Raw genomic sequence first — 13423 nt, 5'->3', positions numbered from 1 at the left:
TCTACGGTGACACCCGTCGGACGCCGTCAAGACACTTACCCCGTCACGCCGTTCCGGGGAGCATCCACGACTGACCGACCACACACCATGCGCAACCTTTCCCTGAATCAGAAACTCGCCTCGATGATCGTCATCCTCTGGCTCGGCCTGCTTGTGATCGCCGGACTCGGCGCATGGCAGACGCGCGCATCGATGATCACGGACCGCCGCGAACAGCTCGCATCGCTGGTCGCGCAGGCCGCGAGCGTGACCGACCATTTCTACAAGCTGTCGCAGCAGAACGCGCTGCCGGAAGCCGAAGCGAAGCAGAAGGCGCTCGAGGCGATCGCCGCGATGCGCCACGGCGCCGACGGCTACATCTCGATCAACGACTCGAAGCCGGTGATCGTGATGCATCCGATCAAGTCCGAGCTCAACGGCAAGGACGTGTCGAATTTCACCGATCCAAACGGCAAGCACCTGTTCGTCGAGATCGTGAAGGCCGGCAACCTGGAAGGCGGCAAGGGCTTCGTCGAGTATCTGTGGCCGAAGCCGGGCGCCGACAAGCCGCAGGACAAAACCAGCGCGGTGCAGCGCTTCGCGCCATGGGACTGGTATCTCGTGACCGGCATGTACATGAACGACGTCCGCTCGGCCGTGCTCGAAAGCGTCGGCCGCTGGCTCGCGATGACGGCCGTGCTCGGCGGGATCGCGACCGCCGTGATGGTGCTGGTGCTGAAAAGCGTGCGCGCGAATCTCGGCGGCGAACTGGAAGTCGCGCTCGACGCCGCGCAGCGCATCGCGCAGGGCGACCTGACCGCGCGCGTGACCGTGAAGCAGGACGATCGCGGCAGCCTGCTGCATGCGCTGCACACGATGCAGGGCGGCCTGATCGACATGGTGTCACGCGTGCGGATGGGCACCGAGAACATCAACGTCGGCGCGAGCGAGATCGCGTCCGGCAACACGGACCTGTCGCAGCGCACCGAGGAACAGGCGGCCGCGCTCGTACAGACCGCGTCGAGCATGGACCAGATGACCGCGAACGTGAAGCAGAACGCGGACAGCGCCGCGCAGGCCGCGTCGCTCGCCGATCAGGCCGCGCAGGTGGCGACGCGCGGCAGCGCGGTGGTCGACGACGTCGTGCGCACGATGAACGAGATCACCGACCGCTCGCACAAGATCGGCGACATCATCGGGGTGATCGACGGGATCGCGTTCCAGACCAACATCCTCGCGCTGAACGCGGCGGTTGAGGCTGCGCGTGCCGGCGAACAGGGTCGCGGCTTCGCGGTGGTCGCGGCCGAGGTGCGCTCGCTCGCGCAACGCTCGGCGACGGCGGCGAAGGAGATCAAGTCGCTGATCGTGTCGTCGAACGAGACCGTCGAGCAAGGCGCGGCGCTCGTCACGCACGCGGGCGAGACGATGGCCGAGATCGTGCAGTCGGTGCGGCGCGTGAACGAGATCCTCGACGAGATCAGCCATGCATCGCGCGAACAGAGCGCCGGGATCGAGCAGGTCAATCGCGCGGTGGGCGAGATGGACCAGGTGACGCAGCAGAACGCGGCGCTCGTCGAGGAAGCCGCGGCCGCCGCGCATTCGCTGCGCGATCAGGCCGAGGCGTTGCGGGATGCGGTGACGCGGTTTGCGTTGCCGGCTTGACGGCGGTTGCCCGGCGCACGCGTGCTCACGCGGCGCGGCCGGGCCGTGACGCGGTCAGGCCAGTGCCAAGCCCCAACCCCGCCGCACGCTGGATCAACTCGACGTCGTTGCTCACACCAAGCTTCTTCATCGCACTGATCTTCTGCGCGCTGACCGTCTGCTTGCCCTTGCTCAGACGCTGCGCGATCGTCTTGATCGGCACCCCCGACAGATACAGGCGAATGACCTCGATCTCGCGCGCCGACAGCTTCACGGGCGCCTCGCCGCGCTCGCCGAATGCATCGACCGCGCGCCTGATGAGCGGCGACAGGTAACGCCCGCCGCTGTAGCTCGAATGAATGGCCGTGACGATATGGCCGACCTCGTCGAACTTGCTGACGATGCTCACGCCGCCGATAGCGAGGATCGACCCGAAGATCAGCGGATTCTCGTTCGCGACCAGCGCGACGATCCCGACGTTCGGACGCGTGCGCCGCAGCCAGTCGAACATTGCGAGGCCGTCCATCTGCTCGTCTGCCCGGATCGCATAGTCGACCAGCACGACATCGCAGTCGACGCCGCCGAGCGACGCGACCAGTTCGGCCACGCTCCGGTACACCGCGACGATCTCGATCGCACAGCCGCTGCCCGCGACCTGCTCGATGCCGGCCAGCGTCAACGGCCAGTCGTACGCGAAAACGACGCGAACATTGAATTTCCTCATGCGCAGTTCCAGGTGATTCATCGGCCGCGCGACACGGGGCACGCACGGCCGATTTGGCGTTGAAAGGACATTCAGGCTATTTTTAGCCTGAATGTCGATTCTATGAAGCTGCGCGCAGGCGGGCTATCGGACGGCATCGGGATCGGCCGCCGGAGACGTAATACGAGTTTGATATTTGCGCCGGTTCGAACGCCCGACACGAGGCGCCGGTCGCCACGGACATCCGCCGAATGGCCAGCGTGGCGGCCGATCCGGGCCAAGCGACCGGCCAGCAGGTAAAATCGACGCCTTTGCATCCCGCGCCGGGCCACCGGCGGCGAGCGACGCGCCGATGCCGGCCGCGCGCCGCCGCCCGTTTGCCGGCTGCCCGTACCCCCGCTTTCCCCATGACCGAATCCGACCTGCAACCCGACGACACCTCCATCCACGAAGACGGCCTCTGGCGCGACAACGGCTGGACGGCCCGCATCATCAAGAACGAAGACGACGACGGCTGGGCCGTCGAGATGATCAAGGACGGCGAGTCCGAGCCCGCGCTCGTCGGGCCGTGGACCATGGGCCGCGACAAGAAGAACCCGAAGCCGATGGACGCGAACGCGTTCCGCACGCTCGTGAAGACCGCGACCGAGGTGCTAATGCGGCACGAGCAGCAGCGGCGCGCGATGCTGCACAAGGAAGTGACGGTTCAGGGCGAGGACGACCAGGATGTGTCGGTGACGCTCGACATCGTGCCGGACGAATTCGAGCCGTACGCGCAGCTCAAGGCATTCGATCCGTATGGCGAGCTGCTGGCCGAAGCGAAGGTGTCGGCCGGGTTCAAGCTCAACAAGGCCAGCGCCGAGCGCTGGGTCGCATCGGGCTTCGAGCGGCCGGCCGCCTGATTGCGCGCCGCGCGCTCAGGCGCCGGCGCCCTGCCGTGCGCGCCGCAACCGGCGCGCCGCCAGCTTGCGCCGCACGAGCTGTTCGAACTGCTGCGTCGCGACCGCCGGGTCGCGCGCGGCCAGCCCGAGCGCGTTGCGCACGAGCTGGATCGGCGTCAGCACGAGGCCCCACGGCACCCCCCACCAGCCGAACGCGGCCGAAGCCAGCAGCGCGACCGCCTGCTTCCTGCGGCCGCAACGCCGGCAGCACACATGGCGTCGCGTCGCCCAGCGCGTGACGAACAGCAGCGACACCACGCGATGCGACGCATGGACATCCACCGGCAGGTCGTCGCGACCGCAGATCGGGCATGGCCCGTAACGCCAGTCGTGCACGTACTCCCAGACTTTCGCATCGGGCACCCGTTCCGCCTCGACGACGATCGGATGCGCTTGCGCGCACGCCGCACGACAATAGCGGCGGCCGTCGATCGACCGCCCGCCGGCCAGGAACGTCCTGCCGCAGTGACTGCACTCTGCCACGGTAACCTCGGATAAGCGTGATGCGCCGCGTGCCGGCCGCGCGCAGCATGGCTGCACCGGCGGTCCGGACGGGCCGTTTACTGTCTTAACGGCCGGCATCGCGCGGTCTTGAGCGGCGGTTTGCCGCCGCGCGTCAGGCGTGCAGCCCGTGCGCGGTCATCAGCCGGTACAGCGTCGCGCGCGAGATGCCCAGCTCGGCCGCCACGTCCGCATGCTGGTGGCGGTGGCGCATCAGCGTTTCCTCGATCGCGTGCCGCTCGGCCTGCCGGCGCGCTTCCGCGAGCGTCGGCGGCCGCCGCGACGTGTACGGGTGCAGTTCGAGATCCGCGGCCGAGATCATCGGGCCGTTCGTCATCACGACCGCGAACCGGATCCGGTTGATCAGCTCGCGCACGTTGCCGGGCCATGGGTAGTTGTGGATCGCTTCGATCGCGCACGGCATGAAGCCGCGAATCCGGTGCGAACTGTCACCGCGATAGCGCCGCAGCACGTGGTCGGCGAGCAGCATGATGTCGCGGCCGCGCACGCGCAGCGGCGGCTCGTCGATGCGCAGCACGCACAGGCGGTAGTACAGGTCGGCACGGAACCGCCCCGCCTGCATCGCGGCCTCGAGATCGACGTGGGTCGCCGACACGATCCGCACGTCCACCGGAATCGACGCGTGCCCGCCGAGCCGCTCGATCGTGCCTTCCTGAAGGAAGCGCAGCAGGCTCGCCTGGCTCTCGAACGGCATGTCGCCGATTTCGTCGAGAAACAGCGTGCCGCCGTGCGCGGCCTCGATCCGGCCGATCTTGCGCTGGTGCGCGCCCGTGAACGCGCCGCGCTCGTGGCCGAACAGCTCGGCCTGCAGCAGCGTCGGCGGAATGGCCGCGCAGTTCACGGCGACGAAGGGCGCGTCGGCGCGCAACGACTGCTGGTGGATCGCCGCCGCCGTCAGCTCCTTGCCGGTGCCGGATTCGCCGGCGACGAAGACGGTGGCGTCCGTGTTCGCGACCTTGCGGATCGTCGCGAACAGCCGGCGCATGGCGTTGCACGAGCCGATCATCGTGCCGCCGGGGGGCGCCGCAGCGGCGTCCGGGCTGCCGTCCGCGAGCTTCAGCATCCCGTATGCATGGCCGACCAGATAGCCGATCGTCGTATAGGCGTTCGCATTGCGCACGTAGTCGAAGCAGCAGTGGCGAATCAGGCGCGCGACGGTGAGATCCCGCAGCCGCTCATGGTCGGCGAGCGCGACCCAGCCGACGCGCGGATCGCGCAGCAGCGTTTCGAACGACATGACGTCGAGCGACGCGAAGCTGCCGAAATCGACGATGCCCGCATGCGGGCGGTTCACCCTGACGAGATTCAGTGCGTCCGCAACGGTTTTCGCGCGCCACACGTCCCAGCCGCGCGACGCGAGGCAGTCGACGAGCGCGGCATCGTGCTGCTGCGACAGGTAGACGAGTGGCCGCGGCGGTACGACATGGTTGCGCCGGACGGCAACGAACGGCGCCGGTCCCGCCTCGCGTTCGAGATCCTGCGGGCCCGACACCCTGATCTGGCAGCAATGGTTCACGATGGCCTCGTCGCTTGGATAGGTGGTCGAAACGGCCGTTGCCGGATCGCGCGGGGCGGGACATCGTGGTCCCGCGGCGCAGCGCCGGGCCGTCCTCGGATTGACGTTTCGTTATCGGCAGAACACGACGCGCTGCGTGTAGATTTGCGGCTCGACGACCGGCTTCGCGGCACGGTTGAGGTCGTCACGATAGGCGCGGTAAGTCTTGCCGTTCACCGTCACCTCCGTCGCAGGGGCCGTCTCGATCGAGCCGAGCCCGTTGCGCTGCCACCCGCTCACCCGCTCCGCCGCCGTCACGGTCGACTCGCCGGCGATCTTCTGCGTGATCGCGCTGCCGTCGCTCCATGGCTGCGTCTGCATGTCCTCGGCATGCTGCATCGCGCCGATCGTCTTGCCGGTCGATATCGGCCCCTTCTGCGCTTCGAACGGCGCGCCACGGCCGTACACCGGCGATTGCCACGACGGGGCGTGACCTTCCTCCGGCATCATGTAGATCATCTGCGGATCGCCGATCATCATCATCGGCGCGCATGCCGTGTTGTCGGCGCGACCGAGCGTCGACAGCGCCTGCTGAACGCTCACGGCGTTCGCGGCGGTCTGCTCGCCCAGGATCACGAAGACCGCCGGGTTCTGAAATACCGACTGCGCCGCGGCTTGTGCGCTGTACAACAACAGAGCGACCAAAAAGATCCTCATGATTGAGGCCTCCTTGCATCCTCGTCAGGCAAAAAGAGGTGTTGACCTCGGGGATGGGATCAACACCCGTCAAACAGGCAACGACCGTCGGGCATCGGGTTCGAACGTCTCCCGTGCGGCCGGTGTTCCGGTCACACGGGAAACCGATCCGCGTGCTTACGACGACGTGCTCGTCGAGATGACGGCCGGAGCCGGCACGACCGGTGCAGCCGGGGCCGCCTGCTGGTCGACCGAAGCCGGCGGCAATGCTTGCGCCGGATCGGACAACGCCGGCATGTCGGCGGGCTGCGCAGCCGCGGCTTCCGGCGCCTTCGCGTCGGCGGCCGGCATGTCGGCAGGCGCCGCAGCGACGGCAGGCTGCGCGGCTTCCGGTGCGGGCGCTTCCGCGGCGACCGGCGCCGGCTCGGCGGCCTTCGCATCGGCTGCCGGCGCGGGCATCGCGGCTTCAGCCGCGGGCGCCGCGACGACGGCTGCCGCCGGCGTCGGGTCCGCAGCCGGCGCGGCAGCGGCCTGCGCTGCGTTGTCGGTCGCGGCCGGCATCGGCTCCGGCGCCATGTCGGCGACGGGCTGCACAGGCTCGAGGGCCTTGTCGGCAACTGCCGGTGCAGGTTCCGGTGCCTTGTCAGCGACCGCCGGTGCCGGTTCCGGTGCCTTGTCGGCGACCGCCGGTGCGGGTTCCGGTGCCTTGTCGGCCACCACCGGTGCGGGTTCGGGCGCCTTGTCGGCCACCACCGGTGCGGGTTCCGGTGCCTTGTCGGCGACCGGCTGCACGGGCTCGGGTGCCTTCGTGTCGGCGACCGGTGTGGCAGGCGCCTGCGATGCCTTGTCCGCGACTGCCGGTGCGGCGATCACGGCGGCAGCCGGCACGGCCGCCATCGCAGCCGCCGGGATGACCGACGCTGCAGGTGCGGCAGCTACCGCGGGTGCTGCGGCTGCAACGGCGGGAACTGCTACGGCCGGTGCGGCCGCAACAGCAGGCGCTGCCACTGCCGGCGCAGCAGCTGCGACAGCCGGCGCTGCGACAGCCGGCGCAGCGGCAACCGGCGCCATCGACGGCACGGGCACAGGTACCGGCACCGACACGGGTGCTGCCTGCACAAAATTCGTCGCCACCGGACGGGGCTGCGCCGGCGCCGGCGCGGCAGCGCCGAGCGGCGGCAAGCCCATGCGGTCGCGCACGATCGGATCGCGATACTTCACGTCGTCGGCGACCGTCGCTTCCACGCTCGGCGCCACGTTCGAACGGGCGAGCGGCGCGGTCGTGCCCGGGCACAGGTGCCCGGTCGCTTCCACCGCACGCCGGTTCGCGTCGCTCTGGCAGAGCAGCGCGAGCGCCACGTCGGTCAGGCCCATCGCGCGGAATTCACGCGCATCGAGACGTCGCACGCAGGCCTGGTCGACCAACGTCGTGCCGCCCGTCGCGCCGAACCCCGGGAACGACACGCCGACGCTCACCGAGCCCATGCAGGTATCGGACAGCGTGGTCGTCAGCCCCGGCGCCTGGATCGAGGGGTTCGTCTTGATCGTCTGCGTCCCGGAGTAATTGACGTTTTCCGAGGTCTGGGTGTTGTACGGGTTGGTGCCGGGTGCGCCTGACGACTGGAGCGAACTGACGCTCTGCGGCGTCACGTTCGAACCGCCACTCGTGCCGGACGGCATCGTCACGTTCACGTTCACGCTCGAATTGCCGCTGCCGCGAACCCCGCTGGAGCTGGTGGCGTTGCCGCCGCGCGAGCTCGTGGTGTTCGTGTTCATGCTCGAGCCGCCGCCCTGGCTGATGGCCGTCGACGAGGTCGACGACTGCGAGCTCGAAGTCGAGTCGGCGGTTTGCGCCTGGGCGCCGATCGTGGTCATCGCGAACATCGCAGCGCATGCCACCTTGATCCTGTTGCTGTTCATTTCACTCTCCGGACGAGGTTTGACCTCCCACCCAGGCAACCGTACTAGTTCCCCTGATTCCCTTCAGCTTTGCCTGCTTCCCCGAACTGTTTCCAGCCGTTGCCCAGCTGGGACCACGAGCCTGCCGACATGCCCTGCCACTGCTGGGCGTCGGGTCCGCCGATGGCACTGCCCGAAGAAAGCGTTTGTTGTTCTGACGGTTTGGTTGTCTGGTCAGGTTTGTTTGACGTCTGCAAATTCGATTGCACGTCGTCGGCAATACGGTCAGCGCCATACGCCGTCAGAGACGCGAGCATCAGAGCGGCGGCAATCAGTTTCTGCTTCATGCCAACTCCTTACGTGACAACAATGTGGGGCAAAGAGACCAGCGTCGCTGGGAAACTGGTCCCCCCACACCTGACTAATGACTGCTTCCGGTCGCACTTGAACTGCTCTGGCTTCCGCCCGCCGCGGACGGCGAGCCGGCCGGACCGGTACTCCACACGGTCGACGAGTTGTAGTGATTCGAACCCGTGATCGCGCCTGACCCACCACTGCCGGTCAGCCCAGCGGCACCCGCGTTGGCATAGCCCTGGTCGTTCGCGCTCGAAGCCGTGTAGTGATTCGCACCGAGTACGATCGTGGCACTCACCCCTCCCGATAGCGCATTCGCGTTCTCGTTCGTTTTGCTGTTTCCACCGTTCGAGGCTGCGGCACCGATACCGCCGCCTGCCGCGTACGCGCCCCCGTTCAGGCCCGAACCGCTGGCCGTCGAGGTCGAGTTGTGGAAGGCGGATGCCGTACCGACGGAACCAGCGGGTGTCACCGTACTGCCAGCGCTTGCACCCGCCGTCGAAGTCGAGTTGCTGGTATAGCTGCCGGACCCGACCAGCACCGAACCGGAAACACCCGACGCAACGGATTGCGTCTGGTTGGTCGTGGACAGTCCCGCGGCCATGGCAGCCGACGACAAGACGGTGAGCGCTGTCGCTAATATCACGTTGGCTTTCATAGCAATCCCTTGCTGTGATGAAGTTCGGCGGTGGCGGAGCCGGGCCTGCCCCCCATCGGACGAAACCCGGCATCCGTACCGCCAGCCAATGACGAACGCTACGCGTCGCGGCTTAGTGGTGATACGTCCAGCCGATCGAACCGGCATTCGCGCCGCTGCTGCCAGTCGCTTGTGCTCCACCGAAGCCGAAGCCGCCAACCGTCGACGTTTGGGTGTGGTTCGTGTACGAGATCGAACCGCTGCCCGGGCCGCCGGCCAGTGCGCCGGCTGCACCGAGTGCCGAGCCGGAATCGGTCGCGGAGAAATGACCGAACCCTGCGACCCCAGCCATCGTCGAACCGCCGCTCGACGAATTGCTGCTCGACACCGTGCCGCTGCCGGCAAACGCTGCACCCGAAACCGCCAGAACTGCTGCTGCAATCAGAAGCTTCTTCATGGTCGACTCCAAAACGGCGTGGACGGAGTGAATCGGGAAGATCGCACGCCATCGATCCTCCCGACTTGAGCAATCCTCAAAATTAAGGATCACTATCCAATCAATAAAATCTCATTGCCTTTTAAATCAAGTTTTTTGCGATTTTGGCCAAACGAAGCTTAGCTTCGAGATTTTTGTTTATCCAAATTTTTTTGTAGGTGTTTTCTATTATTTTTATGAACATTGGCCTTGCATCGAAAACACCATTGCTTGATGAACCGGAACGATGCGCACATCTTTCCGGCTTGCGATATTCGATACCCCGCCGGACGGCATGTCATGAATCGACATCCCGTTTCCGGAATCGAAAATTCGCGAATACATTAACCACCGCAAATCGCAGCGCCGCTTGAAATACACCTTTTACACGGGCGACAAGGGCCTGCATTGCAGCCGGGTGGCGTGTGTTCTCCCTGAGCTATCGACGAAGCGTCTTCCGGATAATCCGGCCGACAGGCTGTTCGATCTAATCCGGCCGGCGCCGGCATGGGCCACGCACGATCGGAGCGGCCCTGCATGGCCGAGGACGAATCGGCATCACGCTGTCCGGCACGAACAGCCTGATCCATCCGGGTGAACTGAATGAGAGCGAGTACCGCTGTCGCCCGACTGCCGTGCGGCGCGACAACCGCGCCAGCACGCGGCGCGCGCGGCGGGCAAGAAACCGGGACAGCGCAACCCGCGAAGCTGGCACAGCGTCGCGAGCATCACCCCGGCCTTTCCGACTACCCCATTGATGCGCAAAGTACGCACCGATCAAGCTACTGCTTATGGTCTTCATCGCCGTTTCCCCGACTGCTTATTGACGAGTTGGCCGCCCCACCGCTTTGTTACATCGTTTCAGCCGCCCGCCGGTGCGTCCAATACTGCAAGCAGCGTGCCACGCGATATTCCACCGCAGCTTGCGCGCGGCACACGCCCGCCACGGCGGCCCGCAGCACCTGAAACGGCATTTTTTGTTTCAGGAATGTATCGCAATAACAGTCTGACACCCGCTCCAATCGTTAAGCGCCGCGACGCAATCTCCGGATTAGACGGACGAATCCGGCCCGCAGGCCCGCACCGGGCGGCCAGATGAACGAGTGTTTCAAACTTGAGAACCGGGCTGCCGCGCAAGGCCGGCGGCGCGGGCATTTCCGCCTGCAAACCGGGGGGCGCGGCATGTGCGCCCCCTTCCTGCGCCATCACAAACGAGAATCGATTCGCCCGACACCGCGCACCGAAAGCCCGATACGGCAGCCTCCGGCGAGCCATCGACACGCATTTCTCCTGACGACCGAAACGAATTTGATTCATCCGTGAAAATACCAACAGGATCACGCACCGCTCGAGAGCCGAAATGGACCGTAACAATGAAAACTTTCGTGACGACGTAATAATTAAAACAAATGAAAAATCGCGCCCCATCATGCCGCCCATCATTTTTTTCACTTTCATTCGCCCCGCCTTTCACGCACCGAATCACCCGATTCTCGGCACCTTCAGGAAACACTTTTAATCCTTTATCCACGCCTTTCTCATTGATGAAACATTCAAACTCAACACCTGTTTGACGGCGCCATTCCCGCAAAAGCCTGATTTATCGTGCGTTTCGTCGTATCGATTCGCATCGATCCGGCAATTTCCCCGCTCGCTTTTCTGTCCCCACGATACATGCATGAAACAGAAGCGCGCGTATCGCGCGGCAATCGCGCCGCCGCTCCCGTGCGCATCGCGACGGCATCGTTCATGGCATGCCGATTGCCTGATCTCCGGCTCTCACCGAGCGGCACGCCGAGGCACAAGATCACGGACGGCGGCCTGCTCGTCAATCAGCGTATCGGGGAAAAGGCGATGAAGATCACCACCGGTCGATCGGCGTGCGCGTCGTTCAAGCATCAACGGGGTAGTCGGCGAAACCGGAGCGCCTGTCGCGGCGCTTCGTCGACCTCGGCCCATGCGAGCCGGCGCTTGCCGAAGCGCTACCCGTGCGGCGGGATGGAACGCGTGCGCACCGCCGTCGAGCAAATCGACGTGTGGTTCCTCGAGCTGCTCGACGAAGGTGAAAGCCATGAATGACCGGGTCGCGCTCGAGACGCGCGCCGGTCAGCGCGTCCTGGTGACGGGCGGCGCCGGCTTTCTCGGCAGCTACGTATGCGAACGCCTGGTCATGGAAGGCGCGTCCGTCACGTGCATCGACAGCCTGCTGACGGGGCGCAAGCTCAACGTCGCCGACCTGAAGGCGTCCGGCCGCTTCGAATTCGTGAAGGGCGACGTCTCGCTCGGCCTGCCGCAACTGCAGGTGGACGAGATCTGGAATCTCGCGTGCGCGGCATCGCCGGCCACCTACCAGGTCGATCCCGTTCATACGATGATGACCAACGTGCTCGGCATGAACCACTGCCTCATGCTCGCGCGCAAGACGGGCGCACGCGTGTTCCAGGCGTCGACCAGCGAGATCTACGGCGACCCGGACGTGCACCCGCAGACAGAAACCTATCGCGGCAACGTGAACACGATCGGCCCGCGCGCGTGCTACGACGAAGGCAAGCGCGCGGCCGAGGCGCTGTGCTACGACTACTACCGCACGCACGGCATCGACGTGCGTGTCGCGCGCATCTTCAACACCTACGGCCCGCGGATGTCGCCGCGCGACGGCCGCGTCGTGTCGAACTTCATCGTCGGCGCACTCCACGGCGCGCCGCTCGAGATCTACGGCGACGGCCGGCAGACCCGCTCGTTCTGCTTCGCCAGCGACCTGATCGACGGCTTCTTCTGCCTGATGAGCGCCGAGCGCAACGTCGGCACGCCGGTCAACATCGGCAACCCCGGCGAATTCACGATGATCGAGCTCGCGGAGAAAGTGCTCGCGATGACGGGCTCGACATCGGAGATCGTGTTCCGGCCGCTGCCGATCGACGATCCGCATCAGCGCAAGCCCGACATCTCGGTCGCGTCGGCCGAGCTGGGCTGGCGGCCGGCCATCGATCTCGACGAAGGGCTGCGCCGGACCGTCGACTATTTCAGCCGTGAACTGTGGCTCGAGCCGGTGCTGCGCGTGACCGGGGCCACGGCATGAAAGTGCTCGTGACAGGCGGAGCGGGCTATATCGGCAGCCATACCTGCAAGGCGCTCGCGGCAGCGGGACACGAACCGGTCGCCTACGACAACCTGTCGACCGGCCATCGCGACGCGGTTCGCTGGGGGCCGCTCGTCGCGGCCGACATTCTCGACCGCGACGCGCTGTCGAAGGCGTTCGCCGCGCATCGGCCCGACGTCGTGATCCATTTCGCCGCACTCGCTTACGTCGGCGATTCGGTGCTCGCGCCCGACCGCTATTACACGGTCAACGTCACCGGCACCTGCACGCTGCTGAGCGCGATGCACGCGGCGGGCATCGGCAGGATCGTGATGTCGTCGTCGTGCGCGACCTACGGCGTTCCGGACGGGCTGCCGATCTCGGAGCGCATGCCGCAGCACCCGATCAATCCGTACGGCTTCACGAAGTACGCGATGGAACGGATGGCCGCCGATTTCGAGCGCGCGTATGGGCTGAAGTGGGTCGCGCTGCGCTACTTCAACGCGGCCGGCGCGGACCCGGACGGCGAGATCGGCGAATGCCACGAACCGGAAACGCACGCGCTGCCGCTCGCGATTCGCGCGGCACTCGGAATCGGCCCTGCGTTCCAGGTGATGGGCACCGACTACCCGACGCCCGACGGCTCGGCGATTCGCGACTACGTGCATGTGAGCGACCTCGCCGACGCGCACCTGAAAGCGACCGCCTATCTGTGCGGCGGCGGCCACAGCGTCGCCCTGAATCTCGGCACCGGCCAAGGAACGTCGGTGCTCGACGCCCTGCGCGCCGTCGAAGCCGTGACGGGCCGGCGCGTACCGACGGTAACGACCGCGCGCCGCCCGGGCGACCCGCCCGAGCTGTACGCCGACGCCACGAAAGCCGCGCTCGTGCTCGGCTGGCGGCCGCGTTTCACCGCGATCGAACCGATGGTCGAACACGCCGCGGCGTGGTTTCAGAAAGCACTGCAATTCGAATCCGGCAATTGAGCCAGTTTCCTTGAAC

The 13423-nt window shown here is 66.2% G+C and carries 14 protein-coding genes; 5 read left to right on the top strand and 9 right to left on the bottom strand.

The window, feature by feature from the left end; translation table 11 throughout:
• Nucleotides 1-87: 87 nt before the first annotated feature.
• On the top strand, nt 88-1641 hold the full coding sequence (locus CFB43_RS21890; protein ID WP_089496537.1) for a methyl-accepting chemotaxis protein: 1554 nt from the start codon (nt 88-90) through the stop codon (nt 1639-1641).
• Between the two features lie 25 nt (nt 1642-1666).
• Here CFB43_RS21890 and CFB43_RS21885 read toward each other — a convergent pair whose 3' ends face one another.
• Entirely contained in the window at nt 1667-2344 is a 678-nt protein-coding gene (locus CFB43_RS21885) for a response regulator transcription factor (RefSeq protein ID WP_089496536.1), read from the bottom strand.
• Nucleotides 2345-2730: 386 nt separating this feature from the next.
• Between CFB43_RS21885 and CFB43_RS21880 the strand changes: the two genes are divergently transcribed.
• Nucleotides 2731-3225, top strand: coding sequence for a hypothetical protein (locus tag CFB43_RS21880; protein ID WP_069252109.1), 495 nt, complete (start codon nt 2731-2733; stop codon nt 3223-3225).
• Nucleotides 3226-3240: 15 nt separating this feature from the next.
• On the opposite strand, the gene CFB43_RS21875 is transcribed toward CFB43_RS21880, so the two are convergent.
• The 8 genes from CFB43_RS21875 to CFB43_RS38480 form a co-directional block, all read right to left on the bottom strand.
• The gene (locus CFB43_RS21875) at nt 3241-3747 is read right to left on the bottom strand and encodes a hypothetical protein (RefSeq protein ID WP_089496535.1); all 507 of its coding nucleotides are present in this window, start codon (nt 3745-3747) and stop codon (nt 3241-3243) included.
• Nucleotides 3748-3880: 133 nt separating this feature from the next.
• Entirely contained in the window at nt 3881-5302 is a 1422-nt protein-coding gene (locus CFB43_RS21870) for a sigma-54 dependent transcriptional regulator (RefSeq protein WP_089496534.1), read from the bottom strand.
• Between the two features lie 111 nt (nt 5303-5413).
• A complete protein-coding gene (locus CFB43_RS21865; protein WP_089496533.1) occupies nt 5414-5998 on the bottom strand; it encodes a hypothetical protein in 585 nt (194 codons plus the stop codon).
• A gap of 156 nt (nt 5999-6154) precedes the next feature.
• A complete protein-coding gene (locus CFB43_RS21860) occupies nt 6155-7897 on the bottom strand; it encodes a chemotaxis protein CheA (RefSeq protein WP_089496532.1) in 1743 nt (580 codons plus the stop codon).
• A 44-nt stretch (nt 7898-7941) separates the two neighbouring features.
• Entirely contained in the window at nt 7942-8223 is a 282-nt protein-coding gene (locus tag CFB43_RS21855) for a hypothetical protein (protein ID WP_039360925.1), read from the bottom strand.
• A gap of 74 nt (nt 8224-8297) precedes the next feature.
• Nucleotides 8298-8888, bottom strand: a complete 591-nt coding sequence (locus CFB43_RS21850) for a hypothetical protein (protein ID WP_089496531.1) — start codon at nt 8886-8888, stop codon at nt 8298-8300.
• A gap of 112 nt (nt 8889-9000) precedes the next feature.
• The gene (locus tag CFB43_RS21845) at nt 9001-9324 is read right to left on the bottom strand and encodes a hypothetical protein (RefSeq protein ID WP_089496530.1); all 324 of its coding nucleotides are present in this window, start codon (nt 9322-9324) and stop codon (nt 9001-9003) included.
• Nucleotides 9325-10203: 879 nt separating this feature from the next.
• Nucleotides 10204-10800, bottom strand: a complete 597-nt coding sequence (locus tag CFB43_RS38480; RefSeq protein WP_179254882.1) for a hypothetical protein — start codon at nt 10798-10800, stop codon at nt 10204-10206.
• Nucleotides 10801-10947: 147 nt separating this feature from the next.
• On the opposite strand from CFB43_RS38480, the gene CFB43_RS21830 reads away from it, so the two are divergent.
• From CFB43_RS21830 to galE, 3 genes are read left to right on the top strand one after another with little or no spacing between them, the layout of a single operon-like run.
• Entirely contained in the window at nt 10948-11421 is a 474-nt protein-coding gene (locus tag CFB43_RS21830; RefSeq protein WP_256990104.1) for a hypothetical protein, read from the top strand.
• Nucleotides 11414-12421: a UDP-glucuronic acid decarboxylase family protein gene (locus CFB43_RS21825; protein WP_089496527.1), complete on the top strand. Its 1008-nt coding sequence runs from the start codon at nt 11414-11416 to the stop codon at nt 12419-12421. Before CFB43_RS21830 ends, CFB43_RS21825 begins: the two co-directional genes overlap by 8 nt.
• Nucleotides 12418-13407 (top strand): UDP-glucose 4-epimerase GalE, encoded by a 990-nt coding sequence (gene galE, locus CFB43_RS21820; RefSeq protein WP_089496526.1) that lies wholly within the window; start codon nt 12418-12420, stop codon nt 13405-13407. The genes CFB43_RS21825 and galE overlap by 4 nt, the downstream gene beginning before the upstream one ends.
• Nucleotides 13408-13423: the final 16 nt, after the last annotated feature.

Source organism: Burkholderia sp. AU15512 (assembly GCF_002223325.1).
GTDB lineage: Bacteria > Pseudomonadota > Gammaproteobacteria > Burkholderiales > Burkholderiaceae > Burkholderia.
Note: the sequence above shows the minus strand (reverse complement) of the source record. Positions and strands in the feature narration are given on the sequence as shown.

Bases quoted from the DNA above. Each gene is read 5' to 3' on its own strand.
- CFB43_RS21890 (WP_089496537.1), top strand. From the start codon at position 88: ATGCGCAACCTTTCCCTGAATCAGAAACTCGCCTCGATGATCGTCATC.
- CFB43_RS21885 (WP_089496536.1), bottom strand. From the start codon at position 2,344: ATGAGGAAATTCAATGTTCGCGTCGTTTTCGCGTACGACTGGCCGTTG.
- CFB43_RS21880 (WP_069252109.1), top strand. From the start codon at position 2,731: ATGACCGAATCCGACCTGCAACCCGACGACACCTCCATCCACGAAGAC.
- CFB43_RS21865 (WP_089496533.1), bottom strand. From the start codon at position 5,998: ATGAGGATCTTTTTGGTCGCTCTGTTGTTGTACAGCGCACAAGCCGCG.
- CFB43_RS21860 (WP_089496532.1), bottom strand. From the start codon at position 7,897: ATGAACAGCAACAGGATCAAGGTGGCATGCGCTGCGATGTTCGCGATG.
- CFB43_RS21855 (WP_039360925.1), bottom strand. From the start codon at position 8,223: ATGAAGCAGAAACTGATTGCCGCCGCTCTGATGCTCGCGTCTCTGACG.
- CFB43_RS21850 (WP_089496531.1), bottom strand. From the start codon at position 8,888: ATGAAAGCCAACGTGATATTAGCGACAGCGCTCACCGTCTTGTCGTCG.
- CFB43_RS21845 (WP_089496530.1), bottom strand. From the start codon at position 9,324: ATGAAGAAGCTTCTGATTGCAGCAGCAGTTCTGGCGGTTTCGGGTGCA.
- CFB43_RS38480 (WP_179254882.1), bottom strand. From the start codon at position 10,800: ATGAAAGTGAAAAAAATGATGGGCGGCATGATGGGGCGCGATTTTTCA.
- CFB43_RS21825 (WP_089496527.1), top strand. From the start codon at position 11,414: ATGAATGACCGGGTCGCGCTCGAGACGCGCGCCGGTCAGCGCGTCCTG.
- galE (WP_089496526.1), top strand. From the start codon at position 12,418: ATGAAAGTGCTCGTGACAGGCGGAGCGGGCTATATCGGCAGCCATACC.